A 24,559-nucleotide genomic window follows, 5' to 3' on the forward strand; every position below is an offset into this window, starting at 1 on the left:
ACTCTTAAGTTATCTTTCTATGAGTCTGTTTTTCGTGGCACACAACCGTCCCCCTGGTTTTTTAGAGTTCTTTGGCCCAGCGGGCAGTTTCCAGGGCCTGCTCTCTCTTTTCATCTATAATCTGCAGGTATTCAGGCAGATTGGCTTCCCTGTTTTCTAAGGCTGTTCTTACAGTATCCCATAGCTGATCCTCCGTTATAGTCTCCGCTCTTCCTGCCAGGGGCTGATAGGCCTGTTTCATGAAGCTGTCCACCTTTGGATCGTAGGAAATACCAACAATGGGTACTCCCATTACGGCAGCCATTATCAGAGAGTGGAGCCTCATTCCTATCATCATATGCAGGCTGCCCAGAATGCCAAGCATTTCTTCCACATTGACCTGGTTTTTCATGAGGATAGCCTTTTCTCCATGCTCCATAAGCTTGATAGTATCTCTTCCTGGGGCAATATCACCTGGAAAATGAAAGGGTATAAACATAACCCTGTATCCCATTTCTATCAAATTATCACAGGTTTTTGCAACTGCCCTTTTATAGTTGCCTGGATTCTGCCATTCCCTTAGAGAAACACCCACAATTGGCTCTCCCTCTGGGGAGATGCCCATTTCTACCAGCACCTTTTCATCAGACTGTGTGTTTACTCTTCTTCTATCTATACCAAGGACAGCATCTACAGTTTCTCTTATTTCAGGCCTGTCAATTCCCAACTGGTCTAGAAGCTTCTTGGAAGCCCCATCACGCACAGTAATCAAGTCAGCCTTATTTGCGAGCCAGCCCATGAGCCTCTTGCCCTGTGGAGTATTGATGGGTCCTATTCCCTGGGCATAAAACATAACCTTTTTACCTAAAAGCTTTGCCAAAAAAACAACCCCTAGATAGTAGATAAGACTTCTGGGACCAGTTACATCCTGAAGCAGGCTGCCGCCGCCACTAACAAGCTGATCACATTTTCTTAATGATTTAATCAAAGTAAAAAGCTTCCATCTATCAACTGACTCCACACCATATTGTTTATGGGTATGCTCTGGATTATTGGAAAAAACAATAGGTTCCAGATTGCCCACAGACTCAAAAGCCTGCAGCATACTATAGAGTATAGCCTCGTCTCCTATATTTTGAAAGCCATAATAACCAGATATTGCAATTTTTTTACTCATTAAAAAGCCTGCCTTCCAAGTGTTTATATAATCTCCATAATAGTATGAACATAACCCCTATTGCAATACCCAGCCATAATCCATTAACGGTCCTTATCATGGAAACCAATAAAGGTGTATGAATATGAGCAAAGGTATTAACCATGGAAATCTGACCAATTGCCCCCAATAACAGCAGTGGCAGATAACGATGCTGATAGCCTAGATAAAAAAGCAGCAGCATAAAGGGATGTCCAATCAAAAACTCCTTTGTGCGCGGACGAGCTATTAATAGATTATCTAAAAGGGTTCTCACCTTAAGCTCCAGAGAGGATACAACTGCTGCCTCATTACCTGTCCTTGTTACATAAATTAGTCCGGCAACCAGGAAAAACCCTACAAGTATTAGATGCCTGTTTGTAACAACTGCATCCAGCAGACCCTTAATTCTGCTGGGCAGCTTATCTCTATCGCGCCAAAAATAAAAAGCAAATATCAAAATTAGGATTGGTAAAAGATGAGCCACCTTCACCCCTACAAACTGATCCAGCTTGAGCATGAAGTTCAGATGTGCAAATAATCCTACCATTAGCAGTGCACCTATCAAGCTGATTGAGGAAGCATGAATAAGCTTGATTATAGCCCTCCCCGGGGAGATGCTGGATTTATCATTTAAAACTAAAATTAAAGCCAGTGATGGAAATATTATTACCGAACCCAAGGCCATGGCCTTTATGGCAATATTTAACAAGGGGTCTATTATAAAGGCTCCTGCCCAGATTATAAGGCCTGCTCCCCCTAATAAATAGGCAAGCTTTGAAAAATCTAGCCTCCTTAGGAGCAGCATTCCCCCTGCAAGAACACCCAGTCCACTTACAAAGGTCAACAGTATGTTCCCCTCTGCTGATGTAACATGCATGTTGAAAGGTTGAGCTTCGCCTATATTAAAGCCTTCCCTTTGTATTGCAGGTATTAATCCTGTAAAGCCATTTCCTCCACCAAGATAATTAACATTTGTTTCCATCCAATCTGAGCTATCCATTGGGAAGAAAAGCCTTACTAAAAGAACTCGAACATTTCTATCAGTTATTGCCAGGGTGAATCTGTCCACTGCCCTTTGAGGAGTCATATTAACCATTTCGTTTAGCCCTATTGCATGGAACCTGACAACATTGGTTGGTTCATCTAAACCGACTTGCCTGGCACCTTGCTGATTAAAGATAAAGGTTTCAATGAAGGCAAAGTTTGCCTCAAGACTTTCAATTCCTTCATTAATAATATGCAGATAATGGGGAAAGCCAGGAATTAAAAAATCATTAAATAAAACTGCCGTAATATTATCCTTAAAAGGCACTAAATATTCAAATACACCCCTTATTGCTTCAGGTGAGCTCTGGGGCCAATTGCGTATTTGTACCAGAATATTGTAGCCTTCTGAAACGGCCAGTTCCATAAAATCCTGGTCAAAACCCAGGCCAATGGTGCTAAGCTCAGATCTGGTAATTGGGACCCCAACAAGCTGAATGCTGCCTGTATTTTCCGGTACGTGAACACCAAAAACCTTTAAGGATAAGTTTTTCTTTATTTGTTCATGAACCTTTTCATCATTTGTAATAATATAGTTGTAGCCAGTTTTGATATTTTCAACATTGCTCCCCATCTCTGTTCTATACCTGTCATCTAAGAGAAGCTGACTGCCCGACATAACCCAGGCCTTATGGGGCTCTAGATCACTAATTATCTGTTCCTTTAAAAGGATGCCAGATACACCTGTTTGTTTGAATTTCCTTAATACATCCCGCTCTGAATACTGGCTATATCTAGCCAGCCTTTCAACCTCCTGGCTTTCAATACTCACCTCTACATGCCTGTTGGCCTGCTCCAGGGTCATTCTCTGCTTTGCAAGATAGCCGGCTGCCAACAGTGCCATAACTAGGATACCTATCAAAAGATAGTTTATATAATTAGCTGATTTAGTCTTAAATGTCAATGTATCTGCCTCCCTTTAAATTGGCTGGGAAATTATTAGTTCCTTGTGTTTGTCCTGGTTCAAATAGCTTCCGCACTATTATATATTATTTTTCTTTTATATAAAAGTGGTAAGTTAGAGCACTCGGTTGGCTGTACTGGTAGAGTTCTTTTTAATGTACATAAGGTCATCTGCTCTTTTTAGAGTATCACTCAATTTATGTTCCGGACCATTGCAGGTTGCTATACCTATAGAAAGGCTTAAAGGCAGCCCTTCCTTATTAAGGTTATAGTTTGCCAGAGTGTCCTTAACACGCCTGATTATCTCCTCACCACTTTTCTCATCAGTACATGGCAGGATTACCGCAAATTCGTCTCCCCCTATCCTTGCAAGAACATCTATTTCTCGTAAATTTTCTTTGAGCAGTCTGGCACAGTTTTTTAAGGCTTGATCCCCTGCCTGATGGCCCATTGTATCATTGATAGTTTTAAGATTATCCATATCCAGGAAAATAATTGAAATGGGATAATCCCTCCCTTTTTCCAGTCGAAGCATTTCATTATCAAAATAGGCACGATTATATAATCCAGTGAGATGGTCATGAAGGCTTAAAAATCTTAGCTCCTCTTCTATCTTTTTTCTTCTTAATGCACTTACTATTATTTCACTAACAATTTTTAAAAGGGTTATATGCTCTACAGGCCAACATTTGTAATCCCTGACAGAATCAAAACCCATGAAACCTATGAGCGTATTTTTAAAAGTCAAGGGTACCACTATTACTGACTTTATCTCCTGAGCTTTTAAGATTTCTTGCTCAGTTGAGGCCTCTTGCGGCATAATATCTACATCTGGGATATAGATATTTCTCATGGAATTAAGCTCCCCCATCCACCATGGAATAGAATCAACAGGTATGTTTTGCAGATTATGGATTTGGGCTTCTATGCCCCCAGCACACCATTCATGGGTATTATTTACAGTCTTTTTGTCCTCAGATACTAAAAAAATATATGTGCGATCTGTCTTGGAAAATTCTCCAATGTCCCTTAGTGTATGGTTGATTTCCTCAGATATCTCCTCTGCTGAAATACTGATAAATCTCCTGGCAATACTGGCAATTAATTTTTCAAACTCAATTATTTTTGTTAGTGAATGCCTGGTTTTGACCAGCTCCTTTTCCAGATACAGGCATTTGCTCTGCTTTTCCCCTATTAACTTCAATATATTTGCCAGGTGGGTCATTAAAGAAAATGCTGATTCATTTATGGAGCACTCCAGATGCTTAACAAGCTGAAGCAGCCCAATCCTTCGCCCCTGGCTGTTTATAGGTATGTCCAATATTATTTCATCAACGTCTATTTTGCGTCCCTGGACAAAACCGTCTGCCAATACAGAACCATCCTGGTCAACTGCCCTGCACTCTATTTTTTCAATATGATAAATACTATTAACTATTCCCTGCAGGTCACTTATACTAACCAAGTCTGAAAGCTTATACACCATAAATATCACCCCCAGCTTTTTTAATCCTAATGTTAAAAATGTTTAAGTGTCATAATTAAAAGGACAGCTTCTCAATGCAAAGCTGCCCGTCCGGACTAAAAAAGTCCATTGCTAGTATTTATTTCGACAATTACTTTTAATTACCTTTTTATTTCCATCACTATTTTTGTCATATTTTGTCTAGGAGCATACAAAAAAAAAAGCAGAAGGCAAACTATGCACCTCTGCTCATTATTAGATATCCCATGATTATGCGCTATGATTTTTTAACCAAATATACCAAAACCATTAAGCAATACAATGAGAATTACAATTGGCGCTACAATGCCGGCCATGAATTTGAATAGTGGTAACCAAGCAAAGCTTAGTGTACCATTATTAGTGATTTCCTTAAACGCATTCTGGGGCTTCCAGACCCACACTGTAAACAAGCAGATTAACATACCGCCTATTGGCAGCAGTATCTTGGCTGAGAACTCATCATAAAAATCAAATAAGTTAAGGCCTGCTTCTGATCCTGGGAATGGTACGACTATATGATCCCATGGTCCCATGGATAATGAAGCAGTCACACCTACTAAAAAGATGATAAAACCAATTACAATGGCAGAGAAGCTGCGGGCAACATTAAACTCATCCTTAATAAATGCAACTACAACCTCTAAAATTGATATGGCAGAAGTTAAGGCTGCAATGGCTAATAATATAAAAAAGATAGTTCCAAAGAACATCCCCAGGGGAAGAGTATCAAAAACAGCAGGCAGCACCATAAATACCAGGCCTGCTCCCTGTGATGGTTCTAACCCCACAGCAAATAATGCTGGGAAGATTGCAAAGCCGGCCAGGACGGCAATACCAGTATCAAGGCCAATTACTGTTGCTGCTGAGGAGGGCATATTTTCCTTCTTCTCTAAATAGCTACCATAAGTTATCATTGTTCCCATACCCAGGCTTAAAGAGAAGAATGCTTGTCCTAGTGCTGCCAGGACAACCTTGCCAGTAATTTGTGAAAAGTCCGGTTTTAAAATAAAGCTTACGCCCGCAAAACCACCTTCTAGTGTTAATCCGCGGAACATTAGTATAAATAAGATAACAATAATAGCCGGCATTAATATTTTACTCCACTTTTCAATACCTCCCTTAATACCGGCAACAACAATACCAACTGTTAGTACCATGAAAATTGCCTGCCAGATAATTGGTTGGGTTGGATTGGTAATAAAGCCAACAAATATTCCCGGCAGTTGATCTGATGGAACTCCTGAGAGTGACCCTGTTACAGTCATCCAGACATAGGCCATTGTCCAACCGGCAACTACACCGTAAAATGATAAAATTAAGAATGCGGCCAATACGCCAAAGGCACCAGTAATCCACCATGGTGTCCCTGGAGCCAATTTTCTAAAGGAACCAATGGCATTTAACTGTCCTGCCCTACCAATAGCAAATTCACAAAGCATAACAGTGAAGCCAATTAAAAAGGCTGCAATAAGATAAATAATTATAAAGGCCCCTCCACCGTTATCACCTGCAAGATAGGGAAATCTCCATATATTTCCCAGGCCAATTGCGGAACCAGCTGCAGCCATAACAAAACCAAATCTAGAGCCCCAGTGTTCCCTTTCAACTCCTATACTCTTGTTCTCCACATTTTTACCTCCTATTACAATATTAGCACATGTGATATTTCTATTATCATGTGCTAATTGTATTATAATTAAGAGTTTAGCTATTTAGCAAGGGTTAATTTTAACATATTCTAATTTATCAAAATTTTTACTGTCTAATAAATAGCTTTCCATTTCTCACTTCATATACAATTCCTTTCAGTTCTATAACTCCATTAATTGGCCTTTTAGTTCTTCTGTCAATTATTTGGTAGGTTTTAGCTTTATAACCACCAAAATCCTTATCTGAAAGGATACCGCCAATTATCCATGAGGACGTCTGTCTGGAATTGTCAATCTGCTTAATAGTTCCAGTAAGGTTTACTTCCAGATTAAACTGGCTTTTTTTTGCTCCATATGCACTTAAAGCGGGGGAACTGTAAACTACAACCTCCCATATACCAACCTCAGGAGATAATATGCTTGCTGATGTACTATCTTTTATTAAGGACCCAGGTGGTCCCAGACCCACATATTCTGTCATGAAGTACTCATTGCCATTGGGGTCTATTATATGAGCCCTTACCCTTCCCAAGGGCTGAGTTCCAGCCATTGCCACTTTTAGCTTTACAGACAGGCTTTCAGCTCCTGGCTGCACCTGGAAAAAATGTCGTGAATACTGGGCTGCAGGTAATTCTCCTGATAAATGAACCCTATACTGGTTGTTTTGCTCCAAAATGTGGGGCCTTATGACAGTTACCAGTGCTGCCAGATCGTATCCATAGGTAGCTGCAATATCACCCCTTAAGAATCCCGAATAAAGGCCTGGTTCTTCAGGTATGTTATAGCTGACACCCATTGTTCTGCGGCCTGTTGGAGCTATCCTGGTTTTTGCAAGTTCAGGAACTAACCATTCCACCGTTGAGTCCCAGTTTACAGCCACTGGTTCATTTGCAAGGTTGTTTATTCTAAAATTAATTTCTCCCGGAATAAAATCCCTGGCATACAAACCCTCTCCAAATGCCAGTCTTTTATTGTAGGTCTGGGATATTAGGGGTTTAACCTTATCTACAAGAAACAGCTTCCTCCAGGCCTCCACAACGTCTATAACACCAGAGCCAACTTCAGCGGGACCAAAGTTGTCCAAAGGTCTTGCTCCAAGAGAAATAGCTCTCCTAATATCCTGTGAGTTTGGAGATTTACCCAGCCTATGCAGAGAATCCCTGAGCAGCGCAACTGCACCGGCTACATGAGGAGCAGCCATACTTGTCCCCTCTGCCATGGAATATTTTTCTACAGCCCACATGGGGGCAGTAGAAACAGCACTACCAGGTGCTACTACATCGGGGATCATAAGCCCATCATTTCTCGGGCCAATGGAGCTAAAATACCACAAGCTGTCATGCTCAACCTCAAAGCCATAATCCTGCTTCCACATGGCCGGAGAAATAAACGCTCCAACAGATATGGCCTCCTTTGCATTGCCAGGAGTAGCCAATGAAGCCAGACCTGGTCCCCTGTTTCCTGTTGCCACTGTAAATACAATGTTTTGCTCTCTGCTTAGTTTAGCAATAAGCTCTGTCAGGGAGTTATTTCCTGCAGTTTCATCAAGGTAATAGCCAAGGCTCAAATTGATTATATGGGCACCATTATTGGCTGCATAGTTTATAGCCTCCTTTAGGAGCTCCCAATTTGTCTCTCCCATGGTATCCAAGGCTTTCAGCACCATGATCTGACTCCCGGGGGCTACCCCCTTGATTCCTCCATTGCCGGCGGCTATTCCGGCAACATGGGTTCCGTGCCCATTAAAATCAACACCAAACCTGACCCAGTCCCCCTTTGGAGAAATGCCACCTACCACAATATTAAAATGCCTTTCTGCATCAGCTGATTCAATAGTAAAGTACTGTCTGCTTTCCTTGAATATTCTGTAGCCTATCTGTCCATCAATCTCTCCCTTTCCTGCCAGGTCAATATATACTTTGTCATATTTCCCTGGAGTATCCGGATCAGAAAGAATTACTAAAAACCTATCATCAAACCTTCCATTAAAATTTAAATCTCGAAGTACATTCCTTTCTTGAATAAATCCATACCTGTATTCCCCACTTTTTGAAGAAATATTTTTAATTGAATAGCTTGCCCCTTCAATAGTATAATTTCGATTTCCTGCTGCTTTTATAGTGCCAGATGTATTTACCTTCATTTCATCTGTAAAATCCACCCAGTCAACTATCTTGGCAGTTCCCCTTGTAGTCTCCTTGAGATCAGGATGTCCAGGGTCAACACCTGTGTCTATTATTGCAATAACCTGTCCCTGGCCCTGTGCTCCTATGGGAAGAACATCTTTTACATTCATTTCATTAATAGTGACTTCCAGGCTTTTTCCTGGATTAGCACCTGTATAGTCGACCCTTGAAAAATTTAAAGATTTTTGAGCAGGGGAAGCTGGCAATGGCGACCCATAAGTTGAAACATGGGTTAGAGATGAAAGGGATAAACCTCTGAGCCCTTCTACCTGTTCAATATAACTAATTATTCCTCGGGAATTGACAATAAAGTGAATATTCTTTGGCAATCCACCAGCAAGCTCTGACAAGCTTATTTGCTTTTTATCCCTGTAAGCTGCAAGTGACCCACTATAATTAAAAAAGTGGTCTTCTCCGGCAATTTCAATCCTCATTCGACTGCCAACGGTATCCAAGCCCTTAAGCATTCCCGCAAACTCAAGGGCATCACCCCTGGCTTCAAGCATTCGAACAATAAAGGCAGCTGCCTGACCCCTGGTTGTAAGCTCAGCAGGCCTAAAGGATCCGTCTGGATACCCGCTGGTAAGATTTAGAGTTAGGGCCTTTGCTACGGGATCCCTTGCCCACCCGGGAATTTCATTTTCATCACTAAATCCAAGGTCAGATGTTGTCTCAAAGGCACTAGAAACCTTTAGAGTTCTTACAAGCATTGCTGTTAACTCATCCCTTCTAATTGGCCTCTCAGGTCTAAAGGTTCCGTCTTCATAACCATTAATTATGCCAAGCTCATAGGCAAGCTCAATATATCCCTTTGCCCAATAAGCAGATGGGATATCCCTGAAAGCTGAGGGAACATTATACAGGTTATAGGCCTCTTCATCTAAATTAAGACTGCTGATTATGATTTTGCTGAATTCCGCCCTGGTGATACTGCGGTTAGGCCTGAAGCTCCCATCATGATACCCACCAATAATTCCCTTGGCAGATAACAGGTCAATCTCCTGAACTGCCCAGTGGTTACGGGTATCAGAATAAGCAGGGGTATAACCTGGAAAAGCAGCTAAGATAAATAATGCTAAAGCTATGATAATATGCAGTTTTTTTATTGAGTTGATAAATTGTTGCATATACACACCCGTTCAATAGTATTATATTACTGCCCTATTCCTGAGTATAATAATTCAATGGTATCTGCAGATAGTGCTGTCAAGTCACCATCTGCTGTTTCCAGTCCATTAAGTATTGTGCAGCTGCCAAAATAGCTTATTACTCCAGCTATTATCCTGGCAATTAGAGATGGGTCAAGGTCCTTAAGCTCATCCCTTTTAATCCCATCTATAACATTGTTTTGTAAGAACTGGAGCTTTTGTTTTTCCAGATCCAAAAACCATTTTTTAAAATCATCATCAAGTGGAGGATGCTCTGCCAGGAAAACTTGAGCCATTTCTTTATGCTCTAAAATAAATCTTAGATGGGCTTCAAGTATATAACTTACCTTTTCTTTAAATGTATACCTTTTTTCTATGTCAGCCATGATTTTTTCCAAATAAAGGTTATGAATATACTTAAACATTTCCTGGAACAAATCCTGCTTACTTTTAAAATATTCGTAAACCGTCCCCTTGCCAATCTTGGCCTCAATTGCAATTTCTTCAACCCTGGCATGGTAAAAGCCCTTACATGCAAAAACCTTAATAGCTGCCTCTAAAATTTGTTCCCTTTTGCCAGAGCTTTCTAATTTGGGGACACTCCTTGATGCCTTATCAGAGGTGTGACCCCTTTCCTTATTATCGGCCATTACTCATTCCACCAAGGTCAAAAAGTCCATGCTGCAGCATGGCAGCAGCTAAATTATAATCATAAATTGCTGATAGTAATTCAGTTTTTGCATTATCTAGCTCACCACTTGCTCTTTCAATATCTAGGAGGGTTGCCATCCCCACTTCATGCCTTAACTTAGTTAGACGATAACTCTCCCTGGCTTGTTCCACAGATTTCTCCATTAATTTATATCTTTCTTTTGCTGCTTCAGTATTTAGGTAAGCCTTTCTAATTTTCAAGTCTAGCTCCTGGTCAGCATTTTGCAGCTTCAATTTAGCCATGTTATAGTCTCTTTCTGCTTCCTGGTATGTGTAAACATTAGGTGTATAGTAACCTTTTGCAAGATTGAAGGCTTCAGTCTGGACCTTATAGCTTTCATGGAGCTGAATATAGGTTATGTCTTTTTCTTTAGCCATTTCTTTTATTTCATCAAGGTTAAACTCCACAGGTGCAAAGCTAAAGCTGCTGGTTAGCTTTACCTCATCATCTAAAGCTAACCCTATAAGGTTATTAAAATCCATGCGGGCCTGCTGTAAGGCATTTTTAGCAAAGGTCACAGCCAGCTCCTGGGAAGCAGCTAGAACTTCTGCACCAAGGACATCAACCTGGGCATTAACCCCCACATCAAGGCCCACTTTAGCTAATCTCAATTGCTCCCTGGCCCTTGATAAAGAATCTATGGAATTTTGCAGCTCTCTTTCAGCCTTTAAAACCCCGTAATATGCATTTTCTACCTGGAACTTAACCAGGTTGGTTCTAAATTCAAGGCCTTTATCTGAAAGAACTTCTAACATTTCCATGGTTTTTGGCAGTACCCTTTCAGCCAGGTATACATCATAGCTATATAATCCTGGCATGCCAGGCATTTTTCTTAAATCATTAATATCTTTTGCATCTCTCCTGGCTTTTCTTAAATCCGCCCTGGCCTGTTCATGCTCTATTTTAGCCACGGCTATATCTGGGTGCTTTTCTACGGCCATTTTAATGCTTTCCTCTAGGGTTAGAGATATTACTTTTTTCTGTTCTGATGCTGCCTTACCGGCAGTCTCAACTGCATCACCGGCAGTACCATCTGCTGCATTAGTTGCTGCAACTGCCGCTCCCTGGTCCACGTCACCCTTTACAGCTCCTACCGGCAGCAGGAATAAAGCAAAAACTAGCGCCAGAACTGCGGTCTTTAAAAGCGAACCTTTTAATTTCATTTCTCCTACCTCCTTTAATGTACGGGGACACACCTCTTTTTAAACTACGGCTAAACCCTGAGGAATGTCCCCAATTTATGTACGGGGACACACCTCTTTTTAAACTACGGCTAAACCCTGAGGAATGTCCCCAATTTATGTACGGGGACACACCTCTTTTTAAACTACGGCTAAACCCTGAGGAATGTCCCCAATTTATGTACGGGGACACACCTCTTTTTAAACTACGGCTAAACCCTGAGGAATGTCCCCAATTTATGTATGGGGACACACCTCTTTTTAAACTACGGCTAAACCCTGAGGAATGTCCCCAATTTATGTATGGGGACACACCTCTTTTTAAACTACGGCTAAACCCTGAGGAATGTCCCCAATTAACTTCCTACTTCCTACTTCCAACCTCTAACTTCCGATTGCTGAGGAATGTTTATGAACCTGCATCCACCTTAAATTGATTGTCTTCCCAGCCTATCTTTCTTCTAGTCCAATTCCCAAGGTCATCGAACAACGTGTATACAACTGGTATTAATACCAGGGTGAAAATTGAAGATACCAGTAAGCCTGCTACCACAGCTGTTGCCATGGGGGCAGCCACTTCTGCTCCCACTCCAATACCTAAAGCAGTAGGCAGTAATGCCAGAATTGTTGTCAAGCTGGTCATAAGTATGGGTCTTAAACGAATGGGTCCTGCTGTAAGAATTGCTTCGTTTCTTTCCAGCCCTCTTCTTCTTAGAACATTAATATAATCCACAAGTACAATGGCGTTATTGACAACAATACCTGCAAGCATTATTACTCCTATAAATGTGGGGACACTAAGCTCCCTGCCAGTTACAGCCAATCCAACTATTACACCAATCAGGGTGGTAGGCATTGTAAACATTATTACAAAGGGATACATCAATGACTCAAACTGAGATGCCATTACCATGTAAACCAGAATTATGGCCAGAGCTAGTGCAAGAAGCAGGCTGCTGAAGGCATTTACCATTTCCTCCATTTCTCCACCATACTCTATGGAATAACCCCTGGGTATTTGCACCTCTGCTCCAACCTTTTCCTCAATGTCCTTCATTACGCTGCCGAGATCTCTACCCAGCAGCTGGGAATTAACTGTATAGGTTCTCACCTGGTCTTCCCTTGTTATTTTTGCGGGGCCCCTGTCAGATTTGATTTCAGCCACCATGCTCAATGGAACCTTCATTCCTGTGGGAGATGTAATATATGTGTCCCTAAGTGTTTTTAAGCTTTCCCTATAGCTGTCGGGATACAGCACCCTTACATCTATCTCAGAGCTTCCTGTTCTATAACGGGTTGCTACCTGCCCCTCCAAGACAGCCCTGGCAGTACCAGCCACCTGGGCAACACTTAAACCATACTGTGCAGCCCTGGCTCTATCTACATAGATCCTGTACTCAGGGTCCCCTTCATTTGAGGGAATCTCTACCTCTCTGGTGCCCGGAACCTGCTCTACAACACTTCTCACCTGCTCTGCCAGGTCCTGCAGCACATCTAGATCACTGCCCTTAATTTTGACCTGAATAGGGGTTACTCCTCCCCCACCAGTATCCTGGGAAGCATCAACCGCCCTTACACTTACTTCAGCCCCAGGAATTAAGGCAAGGTGCTTGCGTATCTCATCTGCTATTATCCTGGAATCACGATCTCTTTTGTCCCTGTCTACTAGCATGGCTCTTATGCTTATACGTTCTGTAGCCGCAGCCCCCAATCCTGTCATACCATCTCTGGGAGGAGCAACGGAAACAAATATAGATTTAACCTCTACAAAGGAATTTAAATACTCTTCCACATCTGCTGCAACAGCATTTGTATCCTCAAGGACAGTACCCCTTGCAAGGTTAACGCTAATGGAGATTTCTCCACTATCCATACTAGGCAGAAAGGACATTCCCACTTTAGGTATCAATGCCAGGGACCCGACTAAAGCCAAAACTACCACGGCCACAACGGTTTTTCTATGGCCTAATGACCAGGCAAGAAGTGCCCCATATTTATCATTTAACCAATCCAAAAACCTTCCCATTCCTTCAGAGGCCCACTTTATTGGCGTGCTTCTTTGCCTCGTAGGTTTTGAATTGCCATTTCCTTTACCATTTCCATTTACAACCAGCAGTTTTGAAGCCAGCATGGGTATCAAGGTTAGGGCCACCACTAGTGCTGTGGCTAAGGCAAAGGATACTGTTAAAGCCAAGCCTCTAAACAGCTCTGCTGCAATACCCTGAACAAAAACTATTGGCAGGAACACTGCCAAGGTAGTAATAGTAGCTGCAATTACTGCACTAGAAACCTCACCAGCTCCCTCTTTGGCTGCCTCAATTTTAGAATACCCCTGCTGACCGTGACGGTAAATGTTCTCAAGTATAACAATGGAGCTGTCAACCATCATACCTATCCCCAGGGCTATACCGCCCAGTGTCATCATGTTAAGGGTTAGATTATTAAAATAAATAAGTATAAAGGTAGATATTATGGATATTGGAATAGCTGTCGCTATAACCAGGGTGCTCCGTAAATTTCTTAAAAAGAGGAGAAGCACCACTATTGCCAGCAAACCACCAATGAGGGTATTTTGAACAACCCTGGCAATTGATTCATTGATAAATTGAGACTGGTCAAACCCTATATTCATTTTAACAGTACCAGGCAGTTCCTGTTCAATCTTTGCAAGCTCTGCCTTTACCTTGTTTGCAACCTGCACTGTATTGGTTTTGCTCTGCTTTACTATGTGAACACCAATACTCGGCTCACCATTTACCCTTGTAATTTGATTAACTTCTTTATGGGTATCCTTGATCTCGCCAAGATCTCTTAAATAAATATGTCCCCCCCTTGGAAGGCTTAAAACCACATTTCCAATGTCTTCTATACTTTCATATTGACCCATTGTCCTTACAAGAAATTCTCTGTTGCCATCTATTACTTGCCCTGAAGAAAAATTTACGTTTTCAGACCGAAGAGCTCCCATTACTTGGTCCATGGAAATGCCATAGGCATTAAGCCTGGCAGGGTCAATTAACACATGTATTTCCCTGGTTAGCCCACCTGTTGTATAGATTGAAGCAACTCCGTCTATCCTCAAGAGACGATCCTTTATCTCATTTTCAACCAGGTCTCTTAAGAAAGCCAGATCATCAGTGCCTGTAACACCAATTTCTAGTATTGGCATCATTGAAGGGTCCATTTGCAAGACCATGGGCTTATCAATGTCGCTTGGCATAAAGGTTGTAACAAAGTCAATTTGCTCCCTCATTTTCAAGGTTGCAAAATCCATGTCTGTGCCCCAGTTCATGGCAATGAAAATCATTGATGTCCCGGGTATTGATTCAGAGAAAATCTGGTCAACACCACTTAAGGTTGCCATGGTTTCCTCAAGGGGTCTGGTTACAAGGTTTTCAACCTCTTCAGGTCCTGCCCCTTCATAGTTTGTCATGACAAGGGCATAGGGCAGGTTAAAATCAGGATAAAGGTCTACAGAAAGATTTGTAAAGGAAACAAATCCAAGTATAAGCACGATACAGACAGCCATTATAATGGTTACAGGTCGCCTAACTGAAAAATTAGAAAGCCACATTACTTTTCACCACCCTGAACCACTACAGGATCACCATGGGTTACAATATTTTGACCTTTGATAATTAACGTTTCTCCCTCTTCAATTCCGCTAATTACCTCCACAAACTGACCATCATTAATTCCCAGTTCAATTTTTCTAGCGACTGCCTCATTATTTTCCACAACAAAAATTGACTGTCTGCTGCCCTGGTCAACTACTGCAACCATTGGTACAACCACAACATCCTGTTTAGTTCTAGTAGCTAAAGCAACCTCGGCAAACATACCTGCCTTAATTTCATGATTTTCATTTTGTAAAATAATTGTCACAGGAAAGGTTCTGTTCATTTGGTCAGCGGCAGGGGCAATTGTTTTAATTACTCCTGTGTAGGGTTCATCCTTTACTGCCGAGATCCTTAGATCAACCTTGTCTCCAACCTTAACATTATTTATATACTGCTCAACAACCCCCACAGAAATCTCAACCTCATCAAGATTCATTATTACAGCTACAGGCATGGAAGGACCTGCCATTTCACCTGCACTTACGTTTACTGCCGTTACTACTCCTGTTATAGGTGCTGAAATAATTGTATTTTCCAGCTGGGTCCTTATCATATCAACTCCAGCCTGGGCCTGTTTTATCTGTGCATTCACAGTTTCAGGATCAGAAAGCTGATACTGCAGTCTTGCCTGATCCAGCTGTTGTTTGGAAATGGCACCTTCTGTATAGAGCTTTTCCATTCTTTCCAGGGTAGCCCGTGCGTCGTCCAATCTAGCCATGGCAGAGCTCTTTCCTGCCTGGGCAAGAGCTAAACCGGCTTCAGCCTGCTTTAACTGGTCTAGAAGCTCTCTTTGCTCAAGCTGAACCAAGACCTGGCCCTTTGATACTCTATCACCAACACTTACAGCTACCCTCTCAACCTTGCCTCCCAGTTTGGGGATAACGGATACACTATCCCTTGCCTCTACTACAGCTGTCATATTGGTAATTTCAGTAATGTCCCCCCTGAAGGCTTTTGCAGTTTCCACGGGGATTGGATTGATTACATCTGTCTCGCCAACTTCCTCAACAGATTGCATAAGACTGCCGGCAGCCACTACTGCCGCAATTACTGCAATCACCATGAAGAAAGCAATTAGTATTTTTTTCTCCCTCATATGTACTACTCCTTTCAAACATTTGAAATATAAAACCTTCTGACTGACCGGACGGTCAGTTTTACACACCCTATTCTATCCACGCTAAAATCTAAAGTCAACAACTATTTTTGACCAGGGGGACGGTTCCGCTGGCTGGTTTAAGTGAAATATAATTATGATTCTAGCGCAAAAACCTAAGTTTTATAGAAATATCATAAGTCACCTCCTACACTGTTTTATACGTATGGGAATTAAAATAGTTTCAAAAAAAATTTTTTAATTCATCAACTTTGCCTGTTTTCCTTTACACATAATTGAGCAAAAAGTTTCACCATGCTTCATCCAAACCTAATATATTTCTGTAAGTTTATCTTATTACATTCGGACTAATTCTAATGTGATTTTATTTTAAAAAAGTTATTTATATTCACACCCCAGTAGTATCTGTTGTACATTCTTAATATTATTTAGGGTTTTAAACCCTTTAAGAGGAATTCTATCATTGTCTCTATCTCTTCCTCGTCATTCCAACTATGATCAGGCAGCACAACCAGCCTTGTTATGACATAGCCTACCACAGTGCTAATTATCAGCCTGATAATGGTCCCATCAGGCAGCTTTTTCAACTCTCCCTTGTCCTGAAAATGCCTGAAGGCTTTCTGCAGCCGAGGTCTAATGCGTTCACTAAAAACCTGTTTGAGCATGTTACTTAATTCTGGATGAAAGGATAATTCATTTAATAGGATTTTTAAAGCTGCTGTATTTTTCCTGGCATATTCAACCCTATTGTTTATTAGTGCACGTAAGAAATCACCAAAGCCCTGATATTGCGCCTCAAGAACCTTCTCAAAATCCTTCATGAGCAGGGGGGCTCCAAGCTTTAGAATTGTCGGTGATACGATGCTTAAAAGCAGCCCTTTTTTCGTTTTGTAATGCTTAAAAACTGTCCCTTCAGCAACACCAGCCCTTTGGGCAATTTCACTTGTAGATGCTCCCGCAAAGCCCTTTTCAGAAAAAACCTCAACTGCAGCTTCTAAAACACGTTTTTGCTTATCAGTTATATCCTTTTCACTTTCTAGATACTGCTGGAGAAGAATATTTAAAGCCTTATCATTTTGTTCCTTCATAATTATGGTGCCACCCTTCCAATTAGATTTCCATCCTTCCAAAACAAGTCACAGGGACCTGGCTTTTTCCATATTATTCCTTATTCCAGGTTTTTTCTAAACCTTATTACTGCAATTGTACAAAAAATAACTGCAAAGACCGCAAGCATCATGGTTTCTGTCCAGAGATAATTTAAGGATATTCCCTTCAAAAAAATTCCTCTTAAGATTATTAAAAAGTAAGTTAAGGGTATAATTCCTCCCAATGCTTGAATTACAAAGGGCATTGTATCTCTTGGAAACATGAAGCCAGATAAAAGCACACTGGGAAATATAATTGCAAATGTGATAAAAACTGCCTGCAGTTGATTTCTAGCAACTGTAGAAATGAATAGACCAATTGATAGAGTTGTTACAAGAAACAGCAGCCCCAGAATAAATAACAGCAGGATGCTTCCCTTAACAGGTACTTTAAACCACAAAACACCAGCAGTTAATACAAGGGTAAAGGACAGCATCCCTATGGCCACATAGGGTAATAGCTTGCCAATAATTAGTTCCACTGGTTTAACGGGAGTTACCAGAAGCTGCTCTAGTGTCCCCCTTTCTTTTTCCCTTACCATGGCAAAAGCTGTTAACAAGGCTGTTACGTTTTGGAGAACCAGACCTATTAGACCAGGAATGTTAAAAAACGTACTGTCCATATCCGGATTATACAAAACCCTTGTTTCGGTCTGAATAGGAAATGCCAGTTCGACCATACCTTCTCTATCTAAACGCTGCTGCTGCAGCTCTAAAGCGGCATTTTGAGTAATCAGCTGAACAGCGGAGAGGGCTGTTCTTGCTACAGTTGGATCAGAACCATTTATGAGAATTTGCAGGGATGCATCCCTGTTTTGTTCAATTCCGTAAGCATAATCATGGGGTATTACAATTCCTACCTCAATGTGACCTGAATCCATAAGATATTGAAGCTCATCATACCTAGTTGCATTCTCAAGTATATGAAAATAACCTGTAACCTCATAGGCAGCAATGAGCTCTCTAGATGCCCTGGAATTGCTTTGATCCCAGACCCCTGTAGGTATATGCTCCACATCAGTATTAATGGCATATCCGAAAATGAGCAGAAACATTAATGGCATCATTATTCCTATACCAAGGCTCACCTTGTCTCTTTTAATTTGAAGCATCTCTTTTTTCACAATTGCCATGAAGCGGTTTATGGAAAATCTTCCCTTTACCAATCCTCTCACACCCTTTCCCTATCCTCAGCAAACAGGACAAAACTATATTTAAAAAACTAGCCCAGGGTTTGGGCAATCTTACTCACTGGAAGCCTGCTTCACCATCTCCAGAAAAACATCATCTAAATTGTCTTTACCCCTTTTCCCCATTAAGATTTCAGGTGTACCCTGATCCAGCATTTCACCATGGAATATGAAACCTATATAATCACACTTCAGAGCTTCATCCATGTAGTGGGTGCTGACTAACACAGTAATACCCTTATCTGCCATTTCCTTGATCATGTCCCAAAAAATCCGTCTAGAAACTGGATCTACACCTGAAGTAGGCTCATCAAGAACGAGAACCTCAGGGTTATGCAGTAGAGCACAGGAAAGGGCTAATCTCTGCTTCCAACCACCAGAAAGGGTTCCTGCAAGCTGACTTTCCCTCCCCTTTAAATCAGCCATTAGCATTAATTCCTTTTTTCTAGTAATTTTTTCCTGGACAGATAAGCCATATATTCCAGAATAAAAATCCAGATTTTCATCTACCGTTAGGTCCTCGTAAAGGCTGAATTTTTGAGACATATACCCTATATTTTGTTTAATAGCCTCAGCATCCCTTGTAATGTCATGGCCCAATACATACCCAGAGCCACTTGTCGGCAGCAAAACTCCGCACAGCATTCTTATGGTGGTTGATTTTCCTGAACCGTTTGGACCTAAAAATCCATAAATGGTGCCCCTGGGAATGAATAGATTTATGCTGTTTACTGCCATTACATTTCTAAAGCTCTTTGTAAGATTCTCACAGATAATTGCAGGCTCCATAACTAATCTGCCTCCTTTAAGTCAATGGGCAGGTATAAATCAACTACCATCCCCGGCTTTAATTCACCAGAGCCTTCCCTTAGCTTGACCTTTACAGCAAAGACCATTTTGCTTCTTTCTTTTGATGTCTGTATGTTCCTTGGGGTAAATTCAGCCTTATCATTTATCTGTACAATTTCTCCTGTAAACCTCTTATTTGGAAAGGCATCAACCTGAACAAATACTTCTTTTCCAATCATAACTTTAGCCAGGTCCTCCTGGGGAATATACATGGTTATCTCCAAGTTTTCAGGGTCTAAAATAGTATAAAGTACAGTTCCAGGCCTAACCAGCTCCCCTATTTCTATGTGCCTGCGTAAAACCAAACCTTCAACAGGAGCTTGTATAAGGGTGTTAGCCAGCATAACCTTCACCTGCTCTGAACGTGCATGGGCCTGCTCCTTAATGGACCTCAAATATTCTAGATTATGTGCTGTAGTCCCTTCTTTAAGAAGGCTAAGCTGAGCTAGTGCACCTTTTTCTTGGGCCTCTGCACCCTTAAGGCTGGCCCTGGCTGCTTCATGCTCACTTTTAGCTCCCTCAAGCTGGGCAGCGGCTGCATCATATTGGGCACTTAAGCTGCCCACCTGGGTTAAAGCCTTATTGACAAGCTCCCGTTGAACTTCTAACTCCTTTAAGGTCAGGGCTCCCTGGGCATAAAGCAGTTCCATATCCTCCAGCTGTTTTTTATAGAACAAAAGGGTTTCCTCAGCCCCTGTTAGGCTGCTTCTTATCTGCAACACCTGGGCTTCCATGACTTTTAATGCTGCTTCTGCTTGATTAAGTCTTGCCCTGCTTTGTAAAACATTAGCCGCCGCCTGCTGAGCATTTGCCATTGCTTTATCCATATCACCTTGTCGTGTACCAGTCAGGGCTTCCTGGTACTTTGCTAAGGCCGCGTTAACTGCTCCTTCAGCTTCGACCAACTGCCATTTTAGTACAGCATCATCAACTGCAGCAAGCTGGTCTTGGGGCTTAACCCAGTCACCTTCATCCTTTAGGATACTCATCACCTCACCTGAAACCTGGGAATATACGCGTACCTCCCTGCCCTCAATAATTCCAGAAAATTTTAGTTCATTTTTTCCAGTACAGCCAATTGGTATTAAAATCAAGCTGGAGACAAAAAACAACAGTAAAAATAGAGCCCTTGACTTCTCCTTCATTTTCACTCCCCCAAAATAGTTTATCTTTAAAAATTTTTAAGCTAAAAACTGCAAAACTATAGCTTCATACCCCAAAATCTAAAAAATTTAATAGTGAGCAATCACTCACTAAAATCATACCACACAACCCGACTTTTAGTAAAGTGAGTAATCACTCATTTGCCCCTGTGCAGCTGCTGTAATGAAATTTATACTTTCTGCCCTGAAGATAAAATTTTCATGAAATAAAAACCCTGGCAGTGAGCTAATTGATTTGCTCCGCCAGGGTATTGATATTAACTTGTTACTGGTAATAATTTGGCTTCTCCTCTAATCTCTGCTTACAATAATTACTATGGTGTTAGCCCAGAAAAGGCCACCATCAAATCTGCCTGCTATTACAACTTCATCCCTTTGACTTAAATATTCAACATCTCTAATTCGGTTATTTCTAATTACAACTGTGTCACTATCCCAGAAGACCTGTCTGTTTTCACGTGAATCCATCTCGGAAACCACTATTACCTGGGCTGCCTTATGGATGTTTTCAACTGTACCAATGAGATACCTGTTGGTATACCTTGCCTCCACATCAACCCTAACTGCTTGCCTTCCTTCCACCTCCAGGCGTACCCAATCTCCATATTGAATTTCATGTAAGGAAACGCTTAGGCCATCTCTACGGATTCTAGCAGTACTGGCAATGGGATAGCTCTCCTCCTTACCATCATTTGTAACAATAACCAGTGTGGGTACGGCACCTATTCTTACTTCTTTAACATTACCCTCTGTTTTGCTTTCAACCTTTGAAGCGAAGATACTTGTAACAATCCTGTTTTTCAAATCAACATCGACTTCATCCCCTGGGAATATATCTCGTAAAGTTAGATTCCTTGTTCTATCCCTGCGGATACTTACATTTTCATCTACCTTGTAGGTTTCTTCCTTTTCTGTAGCTTCATTTAAAACAGTAATTGTCACATCTGGGGTAAATGAAATACTGACTAGTACTCCTGTTATGGTCTTTTCCAGATTCTGTGCATCTATCTTGGTAGCCTTAACACCCCTGGCTATAACCATTACCTCTTGCCCTTCAATTAAATCCTTTAAATCAACTTCCTTTCTTGCTAACTCAATTACCGTGGTAGTATCAACATTAACCAATGTATCTCCAAGACCACCAGTTCTTTCAATGGTTACAGTTTTGCCAGATAAATCTATATTCTTTATGGTTCCATTTATTATCCTATGGGCATCGGAAATCTCAAGAGAAGTAATAGTTTTCCCTGTAACCCTTGCTTTAATGGGCTGCCCCTTTGCCAACTGGGAGGCTGAGGCAGCTTGATTGTCAATTTTAATAGTAGCTGATGAGCTTAAGGTGTAGGTATCTGTTTTGCCCTTATCATCTTTAATGGTAAGCAGCAACAGATTTTGTCCAGAAATTATATCAGTAATTTCACCTTCCAGAGCCACCTGATCAAATTCAAACTGACCCTGATCTACATATAGTGCTCTGCCGGCGGCATCAGTAATAACCTCCACCATTTGACCGGGAGTTAAATCAGTAACTCTAGCAGCTCCCCCAGGCCTGAATACAAGAACACCAGATGCCAGATTTATAGGTTGTATCACACCAGAGGCATTTTCAATGGTAAGTACAGAAGATGAAACTCCAAAGACCTTTCCCTTAATAGTATTGGCTGTAAGAGCTTTTACCTGGTTGTCAACCCTGTTAAGAACTGAAGCTATTTGTGCCCTTGTCAAGGGATCGTTAGGGTTAAACTTTCCATCAGCTCCACCACCCATTATGCCCTTTTCCTGCATGACAGCTACAAAGCCCCTTGATGCAAAGGGGATTGATGCAGTATCTGTATAATTTAATGAAGCATTCTGCTTGGCAGCAGCTTCACTGGCCATGCCCATGGCCCTGACAACTATTTCTGCTACCTCATGGCGGCTCACCGGTCCCCTTGGATCACTGTGTAAAAGGCCCCCACTAATAATACCCTCTCTCACAGCATAGGCCACGGAGCCTATAGCATAGCTGCTAACCTTATCCCTTTGAATAAAGCTAGCAGGTATGGTGCCTGATGCCTCACCTTGTTTGCCAAGGACCCTAACAAGCATTACCACAAGCATTTCTCGTGTAACAGGGTCATTAGGAGCATAGCTTGCTGCAGAAACACCTCCAAGAACACCCTTCGCCTTCATTCTAGCAATATCTTTTGCTGCCCAATGGTTTCCAGGAACATCACTAAACACTTGACTTGCTGCTGCGGCAGTTCCAGTGCTTAATAAAAACATGACTAAAACCAGTACAGCCAGCATTTTTCTTATTAACATCTGTGCCATCACTCTCCTAATTTCTCCATATAATTCCTTAACTTTACTGTATACTTCAACAAATTATGGCAAAAATCCTCTGCAAAAGTGGATTTTTCGACAATTATTTTCCAAATATATCATTTGTCTTATTTTAGGATGATCTGGCCGTCATTCCATTCTACCTGGGCACCAAAAAACTCTGCAACCAGTCTTAAGGGAACCAATGAAGTCCCGTTCTTGACAACTGGTACAGATTGAAGGCTTTTAGCCTGACCATTCATAAGGGCCTCTTTTTTGCCAACCCACATTATCAATTGGCTGTCCCCTTTATTTAGAGTAATTTTTTGTTTCTTAGAATCATAGTTCACCTTGAAGTCCAGCTGCTCAGCAATTACCCTAAGGGGTATCATGGTTACCCCATCTCTATTCAAATAAGGAGCTTCATTTAAGGGTACAAATCTTCCATCAACCCACATGCCCTTTTCCCCTATTTTGAAGGTGATACCATTAGTATTGTTTTTTGCCCCTAGACCTATTTTCTTCTTTAATATTTCAATGGCTGTCTTTAACTGTTCTTCTGGATCTTCAACTACCACATCTGGTTCAATTCCTACCCCATTTATCTGTCTCCTGTTAGGAGTAAGGTACTGGGACGTTGTAATCTTAACAGCTCCCCCATTTGGAAGCTCATGCATGTGCTGTACTGTTGCCTTGCCAAAGGTTGTAGTTCCTACAAGGGTACCTGCACCATGGTCCTGAATAGCTCCTGCTACGATTTCACTGCCACTGGCACTACCCTTGTTAACCAATACCACAAGGGGGATTCCAAGGGCCTTGGAGGTTGAATAGTATGTGTTGTCACCATCTGCCCTGCTTTGAATATGAACTAGATTTCCACCCTCCTTAATGAATGGACTTGCTACTGAGAGGGCAGCCCCCAGGTATCCTCCAGGATTATTTCTTACATCTAAAATTATTCCCCTAGCTCCGTCTGAGCGCAGGCCGTTAAGCGCCCTGGTATAAAGCATAGTACTAGAGCTGGTAAAGTTAGTGAGCTTGATATATCCTATCTGTCCCTCCAGCATTTCACTTTCAACCACTTGAATCTCTATAATACTCCTCACTACATTAAAGATCAGGGGTTCTGCAGCACCCTCTCTAAGAATTGTAAGCTTTACTGATGTGCCTGGTTCTCCCCTTATTATGCTTACTGCCTTTTGAAGATCCATGCCTATAACATCTGTATCATTGACCTTGATAATTCTGTCACCAGCGAGAATACCTGCTTTTTCACCGGGGGTTCCGGAAAGAGGAGCCACAACAGTTATGTAATCTCCAATCTTTTCAATACGCAGCCCTACCCCACCAAACCTACCATCCATTTCGACCTGAAAGTCTTCATAATCGTCACCATCAAAATATTGTGAATAGGGGTCAAGCTGCTGTATTAAGCCCCTTATTGCCATTTCTTCCAGGGTCTTTTCATCCAGCTCATGAACATACTTGTCCAATGCATATTGAAAAACCTCTCTAAAAAGATCCAAAGAATAATTGGTCTTTTCTGCAGCCTGTATAGGACCAGAAAAAAGAAATACTGCAAGTAAAACCACTGCGATTAAAATGCTCCGGTTTCTCCTAATCATAAACTTCATCTCCTTTTTATAATGTACGGGGACACA

At 41.5% G+C, this 24,559-nt stretch carries 15 protein-coding genes; all 15 read right to left on the reverse strand.

Annotated features, from left to right (window positions below):
* Nucleotides 1–61 precede the first annotated feature (61 nt).
* The 15 genes from csaB to K364_RS23730 all read right to left on the reverse strand — a co-directional run bounded on the left by csaB (nucleotide 62) and on the right by K364_RS23730 (nucleotide 24,523).
* Complete coding sequence (gene csaB / locus K364_RS23715; protein ID WP_035268572.1) at nucleotides 62–1,156, reverse strand: polysaccharide pyruvyl transferase CsaB; 1,095 nt, start codon at nucleotides 1,154–1,156, stop codon at nucleotides 62–64.
* Nucleotides 1,149–3,125 carry a DUF5693 family protein gene (locus K364_RS0111025; RefSeq protein WP_028308075.1) on the reverse strand — a complete coding sequence of 659 codons (1,977 nt, stop codon included), beginning with the start codon at nucleotides 3,123–3,125 and terminating at the stop codon, nucleotides 1,149–1,151. The genes csaB and K364_RS0111025 overlap by 8 nt, the downstream gene beginning before the upstream one ends.
* Nucleotides 3,126–3,239: 114 nt before the next feature.
* Nucleotides 3,240–4,610, reverse strand: coding sequence for a sensor domain-containing diguanylate cyclase (locus tag K364_RS0111030; RefSeq protein ID WP_028308076.1), 1,371 nt, complete (start codon nucleotides 4,608–4,610; stop codon nucleotides 3,240–3,242).
* A 266-nt stretch (nucleotides 4,611–4,876) separates the two neighbouring features.
* Nucleotides 4,877–6,259, reverse strand: coding sequence for a sodium-dependent transporter (locus K364_RS0111035; RefSeq protein ID WP_028308077.1), 1,383 nt, complete (start codon nucleotides 6,257–6,259; stop codon nucleotides 4,877–4,879).
* A gap of 127 nt (nucleotides 6,260–6,386) precedes the next feature.
* Complete coding sequence (locus K364_RS0111040) at nucleotides 6,387–9,593, reverse strand: S8 family serine peptidase (RefSeq protein ID WP_028308078.1); 3,207 nt, start codon at nucleotides 9,591–9,593, stop codon at nucleotides 6,387–6,389.
* 26 nt (nucleotides 9,594–9,619) lie between these two features.
* Nucleotides 9,620–10,264, reverse strand: coding sequence for a TetR/AcrR family transcriptional regulator (locus K364_RS0111045; RefSeq protein WP_028308079.1), 645 nt, complete (start codon nucleotides 10,262–10,264; stop codon nucleotides 9,620–9,622).
* A complete protein-coding gene (locus K364_RS0111050) occupies nucleotides 10,254–11,489 on the reverse strand; it encodes a TolC family protein (protein WP_028308080.1) in 1,236 nt (411 codons plus the stop codon). The genes K364_RS0111045 and K364_RS0111050 overlap by 11 nt, the downstream gene beginning before the upstream one ends.
* 427 nt (nucleotides 11,490–11,916) lie before the next feature.
* Nucleotides 11,917–15,081: an efflux RND transporter permease subunit gene (locus K364_RS23720; protein ID WP_035268574.1), complete on the reverse strand. Its 3,165-nt coding sequence runs from the start codon at nucleotides 15,079–15,081 to the stop codon at nucleotides 11,917–11,919.
* Nucleotides 15,081–16,223 (reverse strand): efflux RND transporter periplasmic adaptor subunit, encoded by a 1,143-nt coding sequence (locus tag K364_RS0111065; protein WP_028308082.1) that lies wholly within the window; start codon nucleotides 16,221–16,223, stop codon nucleotides 15,081–15,083. Before K364_RS0111065 ends, K364_RS23720 begins: the two co-directional genes overlap by 1 nt.
* A gap of 449 nt (nucleotides 16,224–16,672) precedes the next feature.
* Nucleotides 16,673–17,332 (reverse strand): TetR/AcrR family transcriptional regulator, encoded by a 660-nt coding sequence (locus K364_RS0111070; RefSeq protein WP_028308083.1) that lies wholly within the window; start codon nucleotides 17,330–17,332, stop codon nucleotides 16,673–16,675.
* Between the two features lie 80 nt (nucleotides 17,333–17,412).
* Nucleotides 17,413–18,525: an ABC transporter permease gene (locus K364_RS0111075; RefSeq protein WP_035269026.1), complete on the reverse strand. Its 1,113-nt coding sequence runs from the start codon at nucleotides 18,523–18,525 to the stop codon at nucleotides 17,413–17,415.
* 111 nt (nucleotides 18,526–18,636) lie between these two features.
* Nucleotides 18,637–19,371: an ABC transporter ATP-binding protein gene (locus tag K364_RS0111080; RefSeq protein ID WP_028308085.1), complete on the reverse strand. Its 735-nt coding sequence runs from the start codon at nucleotides 19,369–19,371 to the stop codon at nucleotides 18,637–18,639.
* Nucleotides 19,372–19,373: 2 nt separating this feature from the next.
* The gene (locus tag K364_RS23725) at nucleotides 19,374–20,576 is read right to left on the reverse strand and encodes an HlyD family secretion protein (protein WP_051533975.1); all 1,203 of its coding nucleotides are present in this window, start codon (nucleotides 20,574–20,576) and stop codon (nucleotides 19,374–19,376) included.
* A gap of 309 nt (nucleotides 20,577–20,885) precedes the next feature.
* The gene (locus tag K364_RS0111090; RefSeq protein ID WP_028308086.1) at nucleotides 20,886–22,898 is read right to left on the reverse strand and encodes an S-layer homology domain-containing protein; all 2,013 of its coding nucleotides are present in this window, start codon (nucleotides 22,896–22,898) and stop codon (nucleotides 20,886–20,888) included.
* A gap of 128 nt (nucleotides 22,899–23,026) precedes the next feature.
* Entirely contained in the window at nucleotides 23,027–24,523 is a 1,497-nt protein-coding gene (locus tag K364_RS23730) for a S41 family peptidase (RefSeq protein WP_051533976.1), read from the reverse strand.
* Between the last annotated feature and the right edge of the window lie 36 nt (nucleotides 24,524–24,559).

The sequence above is a fragment of the Desulfitibacter alkalitolerans DSM 16504 genome, assembly GCF_000620305.1.
Lineage (GTDB): Bacteria > Bacillota > DSM-16504 > Desulfitibacterales > Desulfitibacteraceae > Desulfitibacter > Desulfitibacter alkalitolerans.